Annotated in this window: 21 protein-coding genes, 1 tRNA gene and 1 pseudogene; 6 read left to right on the top strand and 17 right to left on the bottom strand. The window is 35.4% G+C overall.

The genetic code is table 11. The features are described 5' to 3' along the window. Nucleotides 1-203: 203 nt before the first annotated feature. The 7 genes from JC605_RS20245 to JC605_RS20215 all read right to left on the bottom strand — a co-directional run bounded on the left by JC605_RS20245 (nt 204) and on the right by JC605_RS20215 (nt 5,376). Nucleotides 204-1,055 (bottom strand): EamA family transporter, encoded by an 852-nt coding sequence (locus tag JC605_RS20245; RefSeq protein WP_198857912.1) that lies wholly within the window; start codon nt 1,053-1,055, stop codon nt 204-206. A gap of 100 nt (nt 1,056-1,155) precedes the next feature. Beyond that, a complete protein-coding gene (locus JC605_RS20240) occupies nt 1,156-2,619 on the bottom strand; it encodes a magnesium chelatase (RefSeq protein WP_198857911.1) in 1,464 nt (487 codons plus the stop codon). A 157-nt stretch (nt 2,620-2,776) separates the two neighbouring features. After that, nucleotides 2,777-3,895 (bottom strand): VWA domain-containing protein, encoded by a 1,119-nt coding sequence (locus JC605_RS20235; protein WP_198857910.1) that lies wholly within the window; start codon nt 3,893-3,895, stop codon nt 2,777-2,779. 106 nt (nt 3,896-4,001) lie between these two features. After that, on the bottom strand, nt 4,002-4,400 hold the full coding sequence (locus JC605_RS20230; RefSeq protein WP_233074180.1) for a YchJ family protein: 399 nt from the start codon (nt 4,398-4,400) through the stop codon (nt 4,002-4,004). Then, on the bottom strand, nt 4,372-4,605 hold the full coding sequence (locus JC605_RS20225) for a hypothetical protein (protein WP_111289368.1): 234 nt from the start codon (nt 4,603-4,605) through the stop codon (nt 4,372-4,374). Before JC605_RS20225 ends, JC605_RS20230 begins: the two co-directional genes overlap by 29 nt. Nucleotides 4,606-4,687: 82 nt before the next feature. Beyond that, nucleotides 4,688-4,834: a hypothetical protein gene (locus tag JC605_RS20220; RefSeq protein ID WP_095931643.1), complete on the bottom strand. Its 147-nt coding sequence runs from the start codon at nt 4,832-4,834 to the stop codon at nt 4,688-4,690. After that, nucleotides 4,834-5,376: a hypothetical protein gene (locus JC605_RS20215; protein WP_198857909.1), complete on the bottom strand. Its 543-nt coding sequence runs from the start codon at nt 5,374-5,376 to the stop codon at nt 4,834-4,836. Before JC605_RS20215 ends, JC605_RS20220 begins: the two co-directional genes overlap by 1 nt. An 82-nt stretch (nt 5,377-5,458) precedes the next feature. On the opposite strand from JC605_RS20215, the gene JC605_RS20210 reads away from it, so the two are divergent. From JC605_RS20210 to JC605_RS20185, 6 genes and pseudogenes are all read left to right on the top strand, one after another. Continuing rightward, nucleotides 5,459-5,704, top strand: coding sequence for a hypothetical protein (locus JC605_RS20210; protein WP_198857908.1), 246 nt, complete (start codon nt 5,459-5,461; stop codon nt 5,702-5,704). A 386-nt stretch (nt 5,705-6,090) separates the two neighbouring features. Further along, entirely contained in the window at nt 6,091-6,531 is a 441-nt protein-coding gene (locus tag JC605_RS20205) for a KTSC domain-containing protein (RefSeq protein WP_095931645.1), read from the top strand. A 263-nt stretch (nt 6,532-6,794) separates the two neighbouring features. Further along, complete coding sequence (locus JC605_RS20200) at nt 6,795-7,556, top strand: DUF4369 domain-containing protein (RefSeq protein WP_198857907.1); 762 nt, start codon at nt 6,795-6,797, stop codon at nt 7,554-7,556. 18 nt (nt 7,557-7,574) lie between these two features. Then, a pseudogene (locus JC605_RS20195) lies at nt 7,575-7,961 on the top strand (TlpA family protein disulfide reductase); the annotation flags it as partial. Nucleotides 7,962-8,422: 461 nt separating this feature from the next. Next, a tRNA-Tyr gene (locus JC605_RS20190) sits at nt 8,423-8,503 on the top strand. 291 nt (nt 8,504-8,794) lie between these two features. Next, nucleotides 8,795-10,102 carry a site-specific integrase gene (locus JC605_RS20185; RefSeq protein ID WP_198857905.1) on the top strand — a complete coding sequence of 436 codons (1,308 nt, stop codon included), beginning with the start codon at nt 8,795-8,797 and terminating at the stop codon, nt 10,100-10,102. Between the two features lie 349 nt (nt 10,103-10,451). On the opposite strand, the gene JC605_RS20180 is transcribed toward JC605_RS20185, so the two are convergent. From JC605_RS20180 to JC605_RS20135, 10 genes are all read right to left on the bottom strand, one after another. Further along, entirely contained in the window at nt 10,452-10,727 is a 276-nt protein-coding gene (locus JC605_RS20180) for a DNA-binding protein (protein WP_198857904.1), read from the bottom strand. Between the two features lie 35 nt (nt 10,728-10,762). Continuing rightward, a complete protein-coding gene (locus JC605_RS20175; RefSeq protein ID WP_198857903.1) occupies nt 10,763-11,065 on the bottom strand; it encodes a hypothetical protein in 303 nt (100 codons plus the stop codon). A 5-nt stretch (nt 11,066-11,070) separates the two neighbouring features. Next, complete coding sequence (locus JC605_RS20170) at nt 11,071-12,222, bottom strand: hypothetical protein (RefSeq protein WP_198857902.1); 1,152 nt, start codon at nt 12,220-12,222, stop codon at nt 11,071-11,073. Between the two features lie 15 nt (nt 12,223-12,237). Continuing rightward, nucleotides 12,238-13,101 carry a conjugative transposon protein TraN gene (traN, locus tag JC605_RS20165; protein ID WP_198857901.1) on the bottom strand — a complete coding sequence of 288 codons (864 nt, stop codon included), beginning with the start codon at nt 13,099-13,101 and terminating at the stop codon, nt 12,238-12,240. A gap of 12 nt (nt 13,102-13,113) precedes the next feature. Continuing rightward, complete coding sequence (gene traM, locus JC605_RS20160; protein ID WP_198857900.1) at nt 13,114-14,403, bottom strand: conjugative transposon protein TraM; 1,290 nt, start codon at nt 14,401-14,403, stop codon at nt 13,114-13,116. Between the two features lie 262 nt (nt 14,404-14,665). After that, the gene (gene traK / locus JC605_RS20155; RefSeq protein ID WP_255562402.1) at nt 14,666-15,274 is read right to left on the bottom strand and encodes a conjugative transposon protein TraK; all 609 of its coding nucleotides are present in this window, start codon (nt 15,272-15,274) and stop codon (nt 14,666-14,668) included. Nucleotides 15,275-15,298: 24 nt separating this feature from the next. Next, nucleotides 15,299-16,510 carry a conjugative transposon protein TraJ gene (gene traJ, locus JC605_RS20150; protein ID WP_198857898.1) on the bottom strand — a complete coding sequence of 404 codons (1,212 nt, stop codon included), beginning with the start codon at nt 16,508-16,510 and terminating at the stop codon, nt 15,299-15,301. A 3-nt stretch (nt 16,511-16,513) separates the two neighbouring features. Next, nucleotides 16,514-17,149, bottom strand: coding sequence for a TerB family tellurite resistance protein (locus JC605_RS20145; RefSeq protein WP_198857897.1), 636 nt, complete (start codon nt 17,147-17,149; stop codon nt 16,514-16,516). A 10-nt stretch (nt 17,150-17,159) separates the two neighbouring features. Beyond that, nucleotides 17,160-17,774: a hypothetical protein gene (locus tag JC605_RS20140; protein ID WP_198857896.1), complete on the bottom strand. Its 615-nt coding sequence runs from the start codon at nt 17,772-17,774 to the stop codon at nt 17,160-17,162. Between the two features lie 15 nt (nt 17,775-17,789). Then, the gene (locus JC605_RS20135; RefSeq protein ID WP_198857895.1) at nt 17,790-18,473 is read right to left on the bottom strand and encodes a conjugal transfer protein TraI; all 684 of its coding nucleotides are present in this window, start codon (nt 18,471-18,473) and stop codon (nt 17,790-17,792) included. Between the last annotated feature and the right edge of the window lie 9 nt (nt 18,474-18,482).

Genomic DNA, 18,482 nt, shown 5'->3' with positions numbered 1-18,482 from the left:
CAAAACGTGATTCATCATGCAGCACATCGCAAAGCAGCATGGAAAAGACGTTCTTATATTTTGACTATAGTTTTTCATTGTTGAGACAAAGCTACAAAAATATATTTATAAATTCTATAGAATTAGTAGGGTTAATTTAAAAGATTTTTAATTTACTTACAAAAGCAACTGTAAATTAAAGGTTTATGAACTAAAAAAAATTACTATAATTGTGATAAAAATATAAAAACAACTGCTATAAGAGCCAAAAACAAACCTAAAATATTAATTTTTGAAAGTTTCTCTTTAAAGAAAAAAGCTCCGATAAGAGTTCCTAAAATAATTACGCCCATATTCATTCCTGCAAAGACCGTTGACGGATTTTCTGCAAATGCTTTATGAGCCTTTAAGTAGAATAATATATTTCCGAAGTTAAAAACGCCGACCAATATTCCAAAAGGAATGCTTTTTAAAACAAACTTTTCTTTTGCTATAAAGAACTTGTAAATCACTATAAGAATAGAAACAGCAAAAGCAATTAGAAAGACAAAAAACAAAGATGTTGTATAAGGAACGACAGTATATAAGGCTATTTTCTTAAAAAGAATATCTATAACTCCAAAACCAAGTAAAACTGTTGCTGGATAAATCCATTTGTTTTCTGCGTTGTCTGACGGCTTTTTTAAGATGAATAAAAGTGCAGCAAAACCAACTAGAACTCCTATAACTTTATAAGTATTAAATCCTTCATTAAACAAGAGCCAAGCTGCCAGAATAGGAATAAATAACGACAATCTTTGCGCTGCATCTGTCTTTGCAATTCCCATATACTTTATAGAAAGTGCTAAAAACAGAAATAAAATCGGAAGTAAAATTCCAACAGAAGTGTAGATTTCTAATGGTGCTTTATTGTCTAATGCATTTAGATCTGGCGCAAAAGTAAAGTAACAAAGCGTAATCGCAGCGATATAATTAAACGAAATAATTTGCGACGGATTAGCATTATATTTTCTAGAAATTTTGAATATAACACCTACAATAACACTGCAAAGAATACTTAATATAAGAAATAACATAAATTTATTTTTGGATTGTAAAAGTAGCTATTGTAAAATAAAAAAGTCCAGCCGGTTTTAAAAAACCAGCTAGACCAGATTATATTTTAATCTTATGTTTTTAAAATTTACTAATATAACTTCCGTAAATATCTCTAAACTGACTTCCTTTTGCAAAACGGTCTTTGCTCAGTTTCTTATATTCTACCAATCCCCAAAGAATAAATTCTTTCATAAAATATACATCTTCTTTTGCTAATTGAGGCTGGTATTTTTTCAATAAATCATCTAAAGGAGCCACTTCATCTAGAATGCTTTTATACTCTTTATCAGAAGCATCATCTAACAACTCGAAACCGCTCTCGGCAAAAAACCATTCCACAAGATCTGAGTATGGTGTTTTTTCATCAGGTTTTTCCAATTTTTCGATTTTAGGAAAATATTCAGGGAATAAAGTTCTGATTGCAGAACCAATTAAGCTTTCAGCCACAACATCGGCTCCCTCCTGCTCTCCTTCATAAACTAATTCTACTTTACCTGTAATGGCTGGAATAATTCCGATAAAATCAGATAAACGTAAAGTCGTTTTATCGACACCTGAAATCAATGCGCGACGCTCAGCTGTACTTATTAAATTTTCAAACGCCGTAATGCTCATTCTGGCACTTACACCACTTTTATTGTCAATATATTCGCTTTCACGAGCTTCAAAACTAATTTGCTCTAAAATATCTCTCGCTAAACTCGGAACATATACAACATCAGTCTGATTTTGATCTAATTTAGACTCTTGCTCAGTAATCGTTCTGGCAATCTCGATACTTTCCGGATAATGCGTTAGAATTTGTGAACCAATTCTATCTTTTAAAGGCGTTACAATACTTCCTCTGTTGGTATAATCTTCTGGATTTGCAGTGAAAACAAATTGCATATCTAAAGGCATTCTCAATTTGAAACCTCTAATCTGAATATCACCTTCCTGCAATATGTTGAATAACGCTACTTGAATTCTGGCTTGCAAATCTGGCAATTCATTAATAACAAAAATACAGCGATTCGCTCTCGGAATCATTCCGAAGTGGATTACACGATCATCTGCGTACGACAACTTCAAATTTGCCGCTTTTATCGGATCGACATCACCAATTAAATCGGCAACGGTTACATCTGGCGTTGCCAGCTTCTCGAAGAAACGTTCGCTTCTGTGCAACCATGAAATCGGTGTTTCATCTCCTTTTTCAGCAATTAAATCCTTTGCAAAACGAGAAATTGGATTTAACGGATCATCATTAATTTCTGAACCTTCCACAAACGGAATATATTCGTCTAATAATTCTACCATTTTGCGAGCTAAACGCGTTTTTGCCTGACCGCGAAGTCCTAATAGATTAATATTGTGACGAGATAAAATTGCGCGCTCCAATTCTGGAATTACGGTATTCTCAAATCCATGAACGCCTTCAAAAACAGGTTTTCCCGATTTGATTTTTTCACGTAGATTATTTCGCAATTCATCCTTAATGCTTGTAGTTTTATATCCAGTGGCTTTTAATTGACCTAATGTCTTTATAGTATTTATTTCCATTGTGTTGAAATATAGTTTGTTTATTTATTTTTTAATGACAATGCTTTGTGTCATTACTGTGCTTAGACGCACTGCGGTGCGTCTCTACAATATACGCAACGTTTATATGCGTATGCAAAGAAACCTTAGTATCTTAGCGTCTTAGAACCTTAGCAACTTACTTAATCCTCTTCTTCCTATTTGCTTCGTAATCTTCAAAAATCATTTCACCCAAACCTTTTATTCCGGTATAAAATGCTTTTCCTTGATTAGCTTCTGTAAACTGATTCACAAAACGCTGTAAATACGGATCTCTAGCAATCATAAAAGTCGTAATCGGAATATGGAGTTTTCTTGCCTGTTGTGCCTGAGTGTAGCATTTATCGACAATGTATTCGTCTAAACCATTACTATTCATATAATAAGAGCCATCACGCTCACGAACGCAACTTGGTTTTCCGTCCGTAATCATAAAAATCTGCTTGTTGGTATTTCGCTTTCTACGCAAAATATCCATCGCCAATTGCAAACCAGCAACCGTATTAGTATGATAAGGACCAACTTGTAAATACGGTAAATCTTTAATCGGAATTGTCCAAGCATCATTCCCGAAAACCAATATATCTAACGTATCTTTTGGGTATCTTGTTGTGATTAACTCTGCCAAAGCCATGGCTACTTTTTTGGCAGGAGTAATTCGGTCTTCTCCGTATAAAATCATACTATGACTGATATCGATCATCAAAACCGTACTCATTTGCGCTTTGTATTGGGCGTCTTCTACGATCAAATCATTTTCAGTAAGCATAAAACTATCGACACCGTTATTAACTTGAGCATTTCGAAGGCTTTCGGTTAAAGAAATTCTTTCTAAACTGTCGCCAAAATTATATTCACGGAATTCTCCCGTATGCTCATCACCACTTCCCGCATATTTTGTTTTATGATTTCCGCTCCCAGATTTTTTCAAGTTTCCAAAAATCTGATCTAAAGCTTGCTGTCTAATGGCTCTTTCGGTTTTTGCAGTAATTCCGAAACCAGAACTTCCATCTCCTTTTACTTCATCTCTAATGTATCCTTTCTTCTTCAGATCTTCAATAAAGTCGTCAATGGTATAATTTTCGTCTGTAAGTTTATATTCTTTGTCCAGTTCCCGAAGCCAGTTTATTGCTTCATCAAAATCGCCCGAAGTATGGGTGATTAGCTCTTTAAAAATCGTAAAAAGTTTGTCAAACGGAGACTGAAAAGGAGCTTCGTAAGTCTTAAAATAAAAGCCTTTTTTAAATTCGTTTTTCATAAATCTAAAATTACATCTTTTTAGAATTATGAAAAACGAATCGTTTATTAATTTTTAGTTAAAATATTTAACCAAAATCCGCAGCTAACAGTGTTAGATATAATAATTATTCAAACTTTCCGTCTACATAATACCAAGCACCATTTTCGAATTTAAAAGTAGAGAATTCGTAATGTACTTGCGGATTATTGTTTGAATCTAAAAAATAAGCTTTGAATTCGACTGTATTTTCAGTAAAACTCAATATTTCTAGTTTCTGCCATTTATTAGAAACAGCCCATCTTAAAATTTCAGCTTTTGAATAGTATTTTCTTTCAGAAACATGAGTTGTTTCCATAAGATAATCGGCATTATGAGTTGCATACGCCGAATATCTAGATCGCATTAAAGCCAATGCTGAAGGGGCTTTTTGATTACCACTTAAATACAATTCACAGCAATTTTCAAAAAGCAATCCTGTATCGCAAAAACATTTTTTATTCTCCATCAACTGGTTCTTCTCCATTAATTTTTACATGAAGCTGATTCAACAAAACCTGATAACGAGTGATTTCTCTCACCTCTTCATCTTCTTCAGCAAAATCAATCATTTCGTCAAGTGTTTCGCTTACTTCCAATAATTTATTGTTTGCTTCTCTATCGTTTTTCGCAGCAATCAAATCAATGATTTCCTGTACGTTTGCTTTTAGTGTTTCGAATTTACTATTCATTACTTTTTTTTGTTTCAGGTTTCAAGTTTCAGGTTTGCTCTGCTAACTTGTAACATGAAACCTAAAACTTGAAACTATTTATTTACTCTTCGTTTTTACTTTCGTTGAATTTCTTTACGATTTCCTTTAATTTTTCTTTTCTTGCAATTTCTGCTTGTTTGGCTTTTGCCTGGGCTTTATGCAATTTATCGTTGTGCTTTTTGATGTTCCTCTCGTTATTACGTCCCATTACACTTCTCTTTTAATTTGTTCTAACGTTTTTTCAGTAAAAATCAATTCGTTGATAATTTGTTTTCGCAAATCAACAATATCGTCATAGTCAAAATGTTTTGCCCAATTGGTCAGCTGCTGTAGGTTTCTAATCTGTTTCAACCGTTTTGTGGTTTCAGAACTCGTTCTTAAAACTGCTTTTCCGTCATATTCAGGATTATTTTTGTGCTCGTAATTGGCAAGGTTGTTTTCAAAATCGGCTTTAATATAGTAGAGCTTTTCTTCGGCATTATCAGGATAAAATTCTTCCCACTTTGCAAAACCAATTTTAGTTTTTGATTCCGTTTCTGGATTTCGGGCAATTAAACGCCATTTACTATTGGCTAATCTTCCCCAATGATTCGAAACGCGATACATTCCTTCTTCTGTATAATAATAGGCGCTTCCTGCTTTGCTTTCAAATTGTTTTTTCAATCCTTGAATTGAATTTGCAAGTACTTCATTAAAAGCACAAAACGTATTTTTAAAAGAATTAGGATGTGGTTTAAAGTTTTTTTGCATGTGCAAATATACTCAGATTACAGCGAACTCCCTAAAACATTAATTGCTTACCTTTGTTCCTTTAATTCAAAACAAAAAAATCATGTCTAAAGATTTAGAACAAAATATGCCTCAAAAAGGAGTTTTTACTGGCATTATCGAAAAAGATGAAAATAATAATTATTTCTGTGGCGTATATCTTTTAGACTACAAAATGGTTCAAGCTAAATTTAAAGAAGGCGATTGGATTACAATAAAGTCTGTTATTGAAAACCCAAGCGACATGAGCTATGATAAATATCCTAAAAAATCAAGAAACTTCGATAAAGCGAATCATAAGCCGGAATAGTTTTTTGTTTCAAGTTTCAAGTTTCAAGTTTTTTGTTGAAATGGTTAAGTTTTTAACGCAAAGAACGCTAAGTTTATTTTTTCCGAGTGTTATAAGATTGAGAATATTTAAGTTCGCAAAGCTTTGTGTAGACATAGCTTTGTGAACTTTTCATTCTAATGAATCTCAAAAAAATCTTTGTGTGCTTTGCGTAATTCTCTGCGTACTTTGCGGTTAAAAAAATCCTTGTGCACTTTGGGGTAAAATAAACTTACAGTTAACTTTTTTCAATATTTTTTCGATCAAAACTGAAAAGTTAAAAAAAAGTGTACCTTTGCAAAAAATTTGTCGATTTGAACTAAAACAAAACGATTTCAAACTAATAGACAAGTAGTTACCTTTTATTTATGAAAAAAATAGTTGAATACCGCAAGTTACTAAACGTAGAAAAAACTGCAGAGTTAAAAGATTTAAAGACAATTTATCGTAATGCGATGAAAGAATCTCATCCTGATAAATTTGTGGGAAATGAAGCTGGTTTAAAAGAAGCAGAAGAAAAAAGTAAAACGATTATCGAAGCTTACCACTTTTTAGTAAGTATTCACCCTGATACTATCAAACTTAATTTACCTGAGTACACAGAAACAATTTCAACTTGTTCTATAACAGATTATAAATTTGTTGAAGGTCGTTTAATTATTGACTTTTCTAACGGAAGTGTTTACGAATACATTAGTGTTCCAAAAGCAACTTACGTAAAAATGGTAAATGCAGATTCTCCAGCAAGATTCGCTAAAAGACATATATTAAACTCTTTTACTTGGAGAAAGAAAACAAATCAAGAATAGTTTTTATTCTACTATATTTTACAAAAAAGCACTCTATTAAACGAGTGCTTTTTTTATGCCTAAAATTCAAATATTTGAACACAGATAGTCCAAATAAGTTTCTTATTAAGAGTTTTTGATCAAATTAGACCAACAAACATGCTGATTTCATGCATTTTAAGACAAAAAAAACTATAACAAAATTTTAGGTTACAAAATTCTGTATGTTTTATAATTTTAGATACTTTTGTTGCACAAATCAATTAACTAATTAATTTTTTATAATGAAAAAAATACTTTTTGTACTTACAGCTTCTGCAGCTATCATTTCTTGCAGTAAAGTTAAAGATGGAGAATACCTTATTACTGGTACTGCTACAGGAATTGAAAATGGAAAAACTATTATCTTGCAAGGTCAGGATCCTGCTACAAGAATGCCAGTTTCTCTTGATACAGTAAAAGTTGAAAACGGAAAATTTGAAATTAAAGGAAAAGTTACTGAACCAGCTTTCCATACATTAATATTACAAGGTGCTAACGGACCTATCCCATTTATCTTAGAAACTGGGGAAATTAAAATTGCTATTGATAAAGATAGTATCCACAAATCTAAAATTTCTGGAACTTACAACAATGATGAGTATGTAACTTTCATGGAAGAAATGAACAAAACTCAAAAAAGTTTAATTGATTTCCAGAAAAAGAACAACGACAAAATGAAACAAGCTCAACAAGCTCAAGATACAGCAACTATCAATGGCTTGATGAAACAGTACATGGAAATCCAAAAAGAAGTACAAGACGGTAGCAAAAAGAAATATTTAGCTTATGCTGAAAATCACCCAAAATCTTTCATTACAGCTTTAATTATTCAAAGTTTATTGAATGATCCAACTGCTGATATGAAAAAATTAGAAGGTCTTTACAATGGTTTAGATGAGTCTATAAAAAATACTGCTCCAGGAAAAGAAATCAAAACTAGATTTGGTCAAGCAAAAATGCCATCAGTTGGTGCTACAGCTCCAGCGGTAGGTAGCGGTAAATGAAGAGCAGATTTTTCGGCTCCGAATCCAGAAGGAAAAATGGTTTCGCTTAAAGAAAGTCTAGGAAAAGCAACTATTGTAGATTTCTGGGCATCATGGTGCGGACCATGCAGACAGGAAAATCCGCATATTGTGGCTTTATACAAAGAATTTCATTCTAAAGGATTAAACATTATCGGGGTATCTCTTGATAAAGATGCTGCAAAATGGAAAGAAGCTATTGCAAAAGATGGTTTAACTTGGACTCAGGTTTCTAATCTAAAATTTTGGGATGAACCAATTGCAAGACAATATAATGTTGAAGCAATTCCTGCAACTTTTATTCTTGATGCATCAGGAAAAGTAGTTGCGCAAGATTTAAGAGGCGATGAATTAAAAGCAAAAATTCAAGAATTGCTAGCAAAATAATCTTCTATTTAAAATAATAAAAAATCTCCCTCGTGGAGATTTTTTTGTTTTATGGCATATTGCCTTAAAAACAGAAGCTCGTCTTAAAAAACGTTATTTACAATGACAATTTTTAAACTGCCTGCTTTTTTTCGATTAGAAAAAGACAATTACAAATCAAGATTAAATTAGAAATTATATTCTCAATATTCCGTCTAAGACATCAATAAAAGTAGTACCTGACAACTTTATTGAAGAAAAAACCCAAAGTAAAAACAATAGACAACACTTAAGAATATTCTTTCTTTTGTGAAAATTTTTAAAAAAACTCAATTTAGCTTGTTTTTATTTTATTCAATTTCAGATAATTAAAAAATAACTTTAAAATAACTTAAAATTAAGTCGTTTTTTTGTTTGGAAATGTAGAAAACGTTGCTATCTTTGCCACCGCTAAGAATAACAAAGCACAATAAGCTGAGATCGGGGAGATACTCAAGCGGCCAACGAGGGCAGACTGTAAATCTGCTGTGTGAACTTCGCAGGTTCGAATCCTGCTCTCCCCACGGAAAGGCCAAAAAGGCGGAAAACTTAAAGTTTTCAATCTTTTCAAAAAGCCACAAAAAATGTCTGAAGACCTGCAAATTCAAGGATTTGCAGGTTTTTTTTATTTTAGGCCTGTTTTCAATATTTACAAATCCTCACAAAATTAAAGGTGCAGAATCGGTGCACTTTTCGGCGCGCTGAAAAGTGCACCAGAAATAGTAAAAATCCCTTATATCATAGGGGTTAACGAGATTAACGACTTGATTTGGCAGTAATATTATTCTACATTTATTAATTTAAAAAGTAGGATTATGTTGGAAAGCAGTTTTGGTTTGGGATTCTTTTTAAAAAGACCCAAAATAGAAAGTAAAGAATGGATCGTATATTTCAGAATAACTGTTGACGGTATCCGTAAGGAAAGCTCAACTAAAAGAAAATGGGATAATACTCGATGGGATCAAAGGTTCGAAAGAGCGGTCGGCTCAAAGGAAGATGCAAAGTCGCTGAACTTCTTTTTGGATTCGCTGACTTTAAAAATCAATGAAATCAAAACCGAAATGATGTACAGCGGCAAAACCATAACCGCTGAGAAAATTATGAACGAGGTTCTGGGAAGGACCGCGCCAAAGATTAAGGTTCTCGAAGAATTTCAAAAGCATAATGATGAAATGGAGGCGCTTCTTGGAAAAGGCTATGCAAAAGGCACCCTTGACCGGTTTACCATTACTAAAAACCATTTGACTGCGTTTATAAAATTCAAGCTTAAAAAGCACGATCTTGAATTTGCGGATTTGAATCTTGAGTTTGTAAAGGACTTCGAGTTTTACCTTAGAACTGTACGCGACTGCAGCAACAACACCACCCTTAAATACATTGCAAATTTCAAAAAGATTGTAATCCGCGCCATTGATAAGGAGTTAATCACCAAGGACCCATTTAAGAACTTTAAGGGACGTAAAACAAAACTGGTAAAAAAACCACTCACCGCACAGGAATTGTACGAACTTGAAAGTCATTATTTCACAACTGACAGGCTCAATGTCGTAAGGGATGTATTTGTCTTCCAATGCTACACTGGCCTGGCTTACATAGACGCTTATCAATTAAAGAAAACTGATATCAAAGAAGGCATTGATGGAAATCTATGGATTATGTCCGAAAGGCAGAAAACAAACTCATCATTTAATGTCCCTCTTCTTCCCCAAGCACTGAAAATAGTTGAAAAATATAAAGAGCACCCGCTGTGTATCCAGCGTGGAACCGTGCTTCCTGTTTCATCCAACCAGAAAATGAATGAGTATCTAAAAGAGGTGGCAGTCTTGTGTGGCTTTCCTTTTACATTAAACACGCATATGGCCCGCCGTACTTTTGGAAGCACTGTGACATTAAATAACAACGTCCCTATTAATGTAGTTAAAGAACTGCTGGGTCATGCATCGGTAAAACAGACTGAGGCATATGCTATAACTGAGCAGGCCACAATCGGACGTGAAATGTCTATTCTCAATAAAAAACTCAATAAAACTGGGTCCAAAATGTCTAAACCTGATTTGGCGGTTCTCAGCAGGCTCGAAAAGGAAATTCAGGCAATCAAAAAGAAATACAACATTTCTTCGTGATAAATAAATTTCAAAATATATTTAAAATTAAAAGAGGCTATCTCAAATATTTTGAGATAGCCTCTTTTTACACAACCTAACTTCGCTTTTATATCCTGGATGATAAGATGGGGTGTACTTAATGTATCCTAAATCCTGAAGCTGTTTAAAATACTTATGATAAGTCGGTAACGTATTCACATGTGACAGCTCCATAATTTTACTGCGGCTGACTTTAATCCTTCTTCTTTGTCCCTGCCTATAGCCTAATCCCAGTATTGCTGTCAAAATTGATAGATGCCAGACATTTAGTTTAGGATCATTACTATACATTGACAGATAACTCATTATATAGCTTTCTTTTAATCTTTTAGTGTTTATCATCATCAAATAGCTTTTGAAGATCTTCTTTATTGTAGTAATACGAGCCAAGCACTTTTTTGAAACGGACTTTTTCGCTTGTTCTAAGATTCTGTACTGAACCTGCTGAAATATCAAGCAGTTTTCTCACAGACTTGCTTTTAATCCACTCTGGTTCCAAAGTTTCTTTCCGTCCAGAATCCTTATCTTTAAATACAGCCTGTATTTTATCTACTAGAAGAAGACCAAACTGTCTCAGATCTTCCTTGGTTACAATTTCATTCATAGTACAATTTCATAAAATTATTAATTGCAGAATCTTTAGATGTCCGCATCAGCTGAAAACAAAAAATATACTTCACTTCCACGATTTTTTTTAAAAGATGGTCTATACTTTATGTATCCATACTGATGAAGTTCCTGGACACATTTATGATAAGTATTTGCTGAAGAAACTTTAGCAATAACAATAATCTCCGAGCTGAATACAAAAATTGGATTAATAAAGCCATTAACGGATCTAAATTGTAATAGAGCTGCATAAATGGCAATATGCATTGGACTAATCCGGTAATCATTCTCTATTGCGGTGAAAAAATCCGATAAAGGCTTTAATTTTTCCATAACTTTTAAAGTGAAGGAGTTTTTCTTTTCTTTACTTTATTATCTTTCCTCCCTGAATCACCTTCATCAGAATCTAGATTTTTTTTTTGATCTTTAGATACTGATTCTTTTTGAGATTCAGCCTTTTTTTCTTCCTTGCTCTCTCGATGATTAATTCTTTGTAAATTTTCATCGTAAACATTAACAGTCTTGAACTGGGGATTTGCCTCCACAAACATTTTACTTTCAGTACCGCCGACAACAAAAGTCGCCGACTGAAGGTTTCCTTTCTTTAGCGAATTCAAAAGGTCTTCTTTATACTGCGGAGTATTGAGCTCTTTGATTGAATGTTTTGCCAGACTTGCTTCCAGATCATACCCATAATTCTGATGGTATTGGTTCAGCTTAAAATTACCATTGTCAGATTGTTTAAAGTCGATTTTCAGCCAGCAATTATAGCTCTCCCCTTCTTTGTTTTTAAGATCTTTATTGACAGATCTGCCTTCCATCAAATTATAAGCCTCTTTCATTGTAATGCTGGCGCTGTCTTTGTTGATGTAGAAGGTCTGTTCCATACCAGGTTTGCTTTCTTCTTTCTGAAGATTGACATGATAGGAATTAAAAAAGTACATATCTGTCTGCTCAGACCTTTTGAAATTTAATTCTACAGTTAAGGTATCCTTATTTGGCAGACCATTGTTCATAATGCCGGTGTGCATAATTTTAAAATCCTTATCTCCCTTCATTATGTTCTCTCGCAGTTCAGCATCGAACGTTTCTCCAAATCCAGTATATTTTAACTGGTCTTTCAGGTATTCTAAATTTTTCTCATTCATTGCGTTTTCATTTAAATTATTTTCTAAAATTTCTCTCCTATCTATTTCCCTTTTGGCAAATCCAGTAAGTTCTATTGCTTCATTTTCGGAAGTATCTGCCCCGCTATTCAAAACTGCTCGCAAGTCGTCGATAACTGATTCAATCGGCAGGCTCTGAAAATAATTCGCATCATTGTTCATAACCAGACAGTACTCCTTCGCATCCAAGGGATTTCTAAAAAACTCAATTGTGTCGGTATCAGTCACCTCATCGGTATTAAAGGCGGCAAATCGATGGCCGTTATAAGCCATTTCCTCAGCAAATGACAGCATCATTTCAGTGTCAGCTAAATTGATTATCATAATTTATTTTAAAGCTTAAAATGTGTCACTGCTTAATTTTGTAATCGGAATTACCTTATCAGTCAGATTATTATTAATATCCACTTCCAAATGTCTTCCGCCGTTTTTTTCAATCATCTGAAGTGTCAGATACTTATTCTCCGGGATGGTAAATTTCTCCAGAGCATAAACTTTTATTATTTCAGATTTATAAGGAATTACAGAAGAAGATGAAGTCGCGTACAAAGGCTGCAGTTCAATTTCCTGTGACGCGGTACGTTTTGACTTCTTCTGGTCTCTGATAAAAAAACGGAGCTGATCAATATCGTAGTTAATCTTTGATTTGTTTTCAAAAACAATACGCAGATACAAAACATCCTGCTGGATAAAGATCCCGTTCACCTCCAGTCTGATCTGATACTTTGATTTTTTTAGACCACTGATTTTTTTCTTTTTTGAATATGCAGCCAAAGCACACTGTTCAATTCTTTTCTGATTTTCGTTTTCTAAAGAAAACAGCACATTCCTGCTTGCAGCCACTGCATTTTCAGCCTTAAAATTTAAGTCAGGGCACGAATCGTCATAATTCAGTACAAAAACGTACAATTTCCCGTCAGATGTTATAACTGTCAGATTCGTCTGAAAAAAATGCTGTTTAGCAGCTTTTACAAGCAGTATATTCTCAACTCCTTTTGCTTTTTGTACAAGCACTTCTGCACTTCCTTTATCTATGCTCTTGATTGTATAAGGAAAAATAATGCTTGTGGTTTTAGAAAAACCTACTTGTAGATTTTTATACTGGTCTTCGTATAAGACAGTTTCCCTTGCGTTTGACTGTGGATTAACTGAAACACAAACCAGCAGCAAGCTGATTAAAAACAAATAATTCGCTCTTTTCATATTTTCTCTCTTTTAAAGTTTTAAATTCTTTTGTTTTTCATCATACAGCAGCACCTGATACCCTGCCTTTACAACCACTTTTATGAGTTTTACCTTTTTGCTCATCAGACTTTTGGCTGCCTCGATGCCCATACCTGCGGCCTGTGCTCCCCATGAATCCGAAATCCCGGTAAGACCGAGTGTCTGGATAGAACGATCGGTAGATGCTTTAGCCACATCCCTGTTAATCGCTCCGGGAATATAGATACCGTCAATCCCGTCCAAATCATAGACTGCCAGCTCGACGGGAAATATCGAATTATTGTACTGGATGTTTGTGATTTTTACCTCCAGCCTCTCTCCTTTTAGAGCCGCCATGCCATACAGAAAAGTATTTCTGGGTATAATTGTTCCTTGGAGAAAAATATCATTGGTGAGTCTTAATTTAACCACCGAGCCATTGACAATAGTCTGCGTCTGATGCACAACTGCTTCAATAGAATTTTGTATTTCTTCAGCAGGCTGTGCTTCGTCCAGAGAATAAAATTCATTTGTTTTCAAAGAGGTCTGCCAATCGGCATTCCGCTGAAGTGAGCTTATGTTATTCTCTGCTTCTTTTTTCTGCACTGAATATATTTTGCCTTTTTTGCTCTCAGATGTTTGTTTAAGCCTTTCCTGCACGCGCTGCGGATGCTGTATATCCAAAATATTTTCCAGCATACCGCCTAATTGCTGAAGTTCCGGATCAGGTTCCTGCGGTACGCTCATCGTCGACATTAGCCCTTCAAGTTTTTTAATCTCTTCCGATTTTCCACGAGAAGTGCCGTAATTTTCAAATTCCCTCATGTCCTGGCCATAAGTCGGGACAGCAGGCTGGCTGATTATGTTTTCAAGAGCCCTCAGCTTCTCATAAACTTTCTGTTCATTGCGGTCCTGAAAAGACTGAGAATTAAAAGCCGATCTGTTTTTTGGAAGCATGCGGGATTCAAAATCACTTGTGGAAAAAGAATCTGCTTCATCTTCCGAGACTTTATTATCATTATAGTTAGGATCTTTTTTTATCTGCTCTCGCAGTTTTATCGAATCAACTGCCGCCTGATCGTAATAGCTCATCTTATCCAGTGCTGAATCTTCTTTAAATTTAGGCAGCGGCAGATTAAAATTGAATCCTTTCCTTTCATCGTTCCCTGCCATCTTGGATTCCATTCTTCCGCCGCCTAATGAATAAAATAAGAATGTGAGAAATGGAAATGTTATAAGAGGCAGCATTAAAAGCATCTTTCTCTTTTTAGATTCCTTTGGAGATAATGTTTTCTCTTGCATAATTTTAGTTTTTTAAATTGATTGTCTTAATTTTTGAAGCTGTTGAAACCTCAGCTTGTTTATAAAATGTCCTATACAGGTTATAAATTAAATAACCCGATGTCAAAACCGTAAAGAACAGAAGTCCCCAGATCAGTTTTGTTTTAGAGAGCCCATCTGTGACTCTCTTCATTTTTTCTGCCCATCTTTTCTGCAATAGCAGATAATACTTGTGATACACAAAAGGCTCAGTCTGTCTTGTAAAAAAGGATTTCATAAATCTCTATTTTCTGGTTTCTGCGGAAATATCTTTGTTTTCAATCGTATTAAACCGCTCGATAAGAAAACCATGCGGATTATTATCGCTTCTTGATACATTGCGAAGCGCACCTTCTGTAAGCAGGCTTCTTTTCAAAACACTGGTAGTACGGATAATGTTCTGTCCGGCATAACATCTAAAACGGTAGGGATATTCACGGATATCAATACTCACACTGTCAATCTGGATGGTCTGGCTGATATTTCCTGATATAATACCCGAATAAAAATTGTTTTCCTTCAGGTCATCATAAATCCGCTTTGCACTGTCGTCTGCCAGATATAGCGCTTTTGTGATATTCGTTTTAATGACCTTATCATCAGGATCAAGGGTAAAGAAAAACTTGTGAAAGGTTTTCACATGGTCCCTTGCTTCAACAGCAATGTTATCTTTTCTTTCCGAAGCGTAAGCTTCCAGCGCTTTTCCATTTGCCAGAATATATACTTTATCCTGCATAAGGCTCACTGTCTGGAAACTTTTATAGACAGTATAGCAGCTTATTATGATGCAGCCTGCAATTACAAGCATCGTGAAACCTCTCACATATCTAAATGCCGTATCAATGTTCTTCATTTTGGTAAACATATGCTTCTGTTATTAAGTCTGTTTAGAATTTCCTTTAAGCCTGTCATTCATATAGTTACCTTTATCAGTAAAATAAGGACTTCTTCCTGCTGTCGCAGCCATGCTGCTGGTCATTCTCCGATCCGCATCTACCATCGCATCAGCAGTCATTCCAACCGCATTTGAAGAGGTTCTCATAACAGAACTAGCTGAATTTCCAAACATGCTTGTCACCTTATGACCCAAGGCTCCTCCTCCGCCTGCATGAACTATATAATTGGCAACAGAAGGCACGGTAAAATATCCTATGATACCTATTATCATGAAAATTAAATATGACATATCGGTCCTGCTGAAAAAAGTGTCACCTGTTGCCTGCACCTGCGAGAGGTCCAGCTTGAGCATGAGTTCCTGAATCTTTCCTATAATACTTCCGAATATATTGGCAACAGGAAGCCAGAGGTAAATATTGATATATCGGGCAAGCCAGACAGTGAGCGTATGCTGGAAACCGTCAAATACTGCGATTCCAAATACCAGCGGACCTAAAATGGAAAGCACCACCAGCTGAAATGTCCGAAGGGTGTCAATGCATAAGGCGGCCGCCTCAAACAAAACCCTCAGCACCTCGCTCAGCCATTCCTTGACCGAATTTCGAAAACTGTAAGAAGCTTTTTCCATCGCAAATTTGATATCATTGCCTATGCCTGCGAGCATGCTCTCATCCGATGGATCAGCACCCTCATGCGTATACTTATACCATCTGTCACGATCACCCGTACCTACAGTCCCGACATACATCTTCCATGGATCGGTTTCTTTAATTGCTTTTTCTTTCTCTTTAAGCAGAACAGCAACTGCATTGTTAGAGCCTGTTACCATAGCTGCAGTAGCTGTAACAGTTGGTTTCATAACTCCGTTAATAAGTGCCAGAACCGACGGAAAAATCATAATGCAGAATCCTATAACAAAGGGACGGAAGAGCGGATAAAAATCAATGGGCTCGGCACTTGCTATATGCCTCCACACGCGTGAGGCGATGTACCATATAGTTCCAAAGCCTGCTATTCCCTGCCCTACAGCAATTAGGTTAGAACACAACGGCATCATTTCATCATAAAGCTGGTCTAAGACCCCATGAAGACTATCCATCTCGTCCCCTAGTCCCTGTGCTATTATTCTGCAAGGAAGCAGTAATACGATAAGCATCACACAAACTGCTTTTTTGTTTAATAGGCATTTCATACTCTACTCTTTAAATTCCTGAAAACTCTTTGAGACATAAACATCATTTTTCTCTTTTGATCTCTGAAGAGCCAGCACATTTGACGTGGTATTAAAGTTTCTTAAGAATAGCAGCTTATCCTGCATCTGCTCATAGATATCGTCAACGGCCTTTAGCCTCTCATCATCCGACATTCTGAGCTTATCCGCAGTTATGACCATCGTAAGTTCATCGAGATTTCGCAGGCTCTGATTAAGCAGGTTTCCATAAACTTTCTCAAAGTAATTTATTTCCTGTCCGCTGAAATTTCCGCTTTTTATAAATCGGTTCATTCCGTTGCGGCTTTCCTTAATTATTGAAATCTGATATTCTACTATCTCTGCTACCCTTTTGTAATTCTTTACCGCTGGACTTACCTGCATAAGAGCATCTAGAAAAGTTTTATGCAGGCTGAAGTTTCCTTCAGTCATATCTTTCACCGTTTTGTATCCACCTGAAAGCAGCTCATATCCCTTTTTCATATCACTAAGAATTTTCTTGAACTGGGATAGCTTTTCGATATTCAAAATCAGCTGCTGAATTTCTGCTGACTGCGCTATTGATTTATCCGGAGTCAGAAATAGGCAGATAACTGCCATAAACAATAATATCTTTTTCATCATTGCAAGTTTATAATCCGTACAATTCACTTAATCCTTTAGAATCCTCTTTGTCAGCAGTTTTTGAAATCGACAGCAGTCTGGCTTCATTGCTGAAAGAAAGACAGAAATTATAATCCTCCAGCATAGTTTTGTGCAGGAGATCAATGCGCTCAAGTCTCTGATCATCTTTTAGTTCCAGTTCTGCATCGGTGGTAATAACAAGCAGCTGCTCGAGAGTCTGACTGCAGTTCTGAAGAAGTTTCTCAAAAGACCTCTCTATATAGTCCAGTTCATTACCATGAAACAAATCAACAGTCTTAAGATCTGCCAAAGTCTTTCTACAGAGTTTCATTATTTTAAACTGCATGGAAATGATCTCAACAGTTTTATAATAATTCCGAACCTTTGGATTAATTTTTAAAAGTGAGTTAAAATAATCAATGTGAAGGTTGACTTCTCCTTTTCTGGCATCCCCAATAAAATTGAGTCCCTTTGATACTGCCGAATATCCTTTCTTTGCATAGTCAATATAAACCTGAAGTGCCGCTATTTGAAGGATTAGTTCCTTCCTCTGCTTTGCCTGCCCGCTCATACTTTGATTAAAAACACAGAGCGCTACTAGTAGTACAGCTATCTTTTTCATGTTTTTTTTATTGAATTATGGAATTCCGTAAAATTGTTTCACTTGGTTTACATCTGCTTCTGTTTTGGCCCTCTGAAGACTCAGCAGTATGTTCTGCTGGTTAAACATTGTAAGGTCGTCGTAGTTCCCATCAATCTGATCAGCGGCCTTGTTGATGATTTCAAGACGTTTGAGATCGCTCATCTGGGTGGCAAAAGAATCCAGAATCAAAAAAATCTGGTCGATATTCTTCACACTTTCCTCGAGTATTCCTGTATATACGCGCTCCATATACTGGATTTCGCTGTCTTTAAAATGGGTATCCTGCTTGAAAAGATTCCAGGCTCTTTCATATTCCTGAACAAGCTGTGTCTGCTTTTTGGTAATCTCTTTTATCCTCTGATAGTAGGTAATAATTGACTTTACTTTTGCGAGTTCTTCATAGTAGCCTTTGTAAAGATCCTTCTGTTTCTGAGTCCAGTCCGAAATCTCATCGAGCTTCAATTTGGAAAGTACATTTTCCACCTGCTTCTGTGCATTCTGAAGCCAGATCGTTTTATTCTGTAGCCGCTGGATTCTCAGGTCAATGGCTTTAATTACCTTTTTCGTAACAGCTTTTACAATTTCCAGTATCGGCAGTACCGCAACTTTTTCCGCAGGTCTTGCCGAGGTGCCGACTAGCAGCAGGCAGACCATCAATACTATTAATTTCTTTTTCATTATTCCTTT

The sequence above is a fragment of the Flavobacterium sp. IB48 genome, assembly GCF_016405855.1.
Taxonomy (GTDB): Bacteria; Bacteroidota; Bacteroidia; order Flavobacteriales; family Flavobacteriaceae; genus Flavobacterium; species Flavobacterium ginsengisoli.
The sequence above is the reverse complement of the archived record's forward strand: the minus strand, read 5'-3'. Positions and strand labels throughout refer to the sequence as shown.

Bases quoted from the DNA above. Each gene is read 5' to 3' on its own strand.
- JC605_RS20245 (WP_198857912.1), bottom strand. From the start codon at position 1,055: ATGTTATTTCTTATATTAAGTATTCTTTGCAGTGTTATTGTAGGTGTT.
- JC605_RS20240 (WP_198857911.1), bottom strand. From the start codon at position 2,619: ATGGAAATAAATACTATAAAGACATTAGGTCAATTAAAAGCCACTGGA.
- JC605_RS20235 (WP_198857910.1), bottom strand. From the start codon at position 3,895: ATGAAAAACGAATTTAAAAAAGGCTTTTATTTTAAGACTTACGAAGCT.
- JC605_RS20230 (WP_233074180.1), bottom strand. From the start codon at position 4,400: ATGGAGAAGAACCAGTTGATGGAGAATAAAAAATGTTTTTGCGATACA.
- JC605_RS20225 (WP_111289368.1), bottom strand. From the start codon at position 4,605: ATGAATAGTAAATTCGAAACACTAAAAGCAAACGTACAGGAAATCATT.
- JC605_RS20220 (WP_095931643.1), bottom strand. From the start codon at position 4,834: ATGGGACGTAATAACGAGAGGAACATCAAAAAGCACAACGATAAATTG.
- JC605_RS20215 (WP_198857909.1), bottom strand. From the start codon at position 5,376: ATGCAAAAAAACTTTAAACCACATCCTAATTCTTTTAAAAATACGTTT.
- JC605_RS20210 (WP_198857908.1), top strand. From the start codon at position 5,459: ATGTCTAAAGATTTAGAACAAAATATGCCTCAAAAAGGAGTTTTTACT.
- JC605_RS20205 (WP_095931645.1), top strand. From the start codon at position 6,091: ATGAAAAAAATAGTTGAATACCGCAAGTTACTAAACGTAGAAAAAACT.
- JC605_RS20200 (WP_198857907.1), top strand. From the start codon at position 6,795: ATGAAAAAAATACTTTTTGTACTTACAGCTTCTGCAGCTATCATTTCT.
- JC605_RS20185 (WP_198857905.1), top strand. From the start codon at position 8,795: ATGTTGGAAAGCAGTTTTGGTTTGGGATTCTTTTTAAAAAGACCCAAA.
- JC605_RS20180 (WP_198857904.1), bottom strand. From the start codon at position 10,727: ATGAATGAAATTGTAACCAAGGAAGATCTGAGACAGTTTGGTCTTCTT.
- JC605_RS20175 (WP_198857903.1), bottom strand. From the start codon at position 11,065: ATGGAAAAATTAAAGCCTTTATCGGATTTTTTCACCGCAATAGAGAAT.
- JC605_RS20170 (WP_198857902.1), bottom strand. From the start codon at position 12,222: ATGATAATCAATTTAGCTGACACTGAAATGATGCTGTCATTTGCTGAG.
- traN (WP_198857901.1), bottom strand. From the start codon at position 13,101: ATGAAAAGAGCGAATTATTTGTTTTTAATCAGCTTGCTGCTGGTTTGT.
- traM (WP_198857900.1), bottom strand. From the start codon at position 14,403: ATGCAAGAGAAAACATTATCTCCAAAGGAATCTAAAAAGAGAAAGATG.
- traK (WP_255562402.1), bottom strand. From the start codon at position 15,274: ATGAAGAACATTGATACGGCATTTAGATATGTGAGAGGTTTCACGATG.
- traJ (WP_198857898.1), bottom strand. From the start codon at position 16,510: ATGAAATGCCTATTAAACAAAAAAGCAGTTTGTGTGATGCTTATCGTA.
- JC605_RS20145 (WP_198857897.1), bottom strand. From the start codon at position 17,149: ATGAAAAAGATATTATTGTTTATGGCAGTTATCTGCCTATTTCTGACT.
- JC605_RS20140 (WP_198857896.1), bottom strand. From the start codon at position 17,774: ATGAAAAAGATAGCTGTACTACTAGTAGCGCTCTGTGTTTTTAATCAA.
- JC605_RS20135 (WP_198857895.1), bottom strand. From the start codon at position 18,473: ATGAAAAAGAAATTAATAGTATTGATGGTCTGCCTGCTGCTAGTCGGC.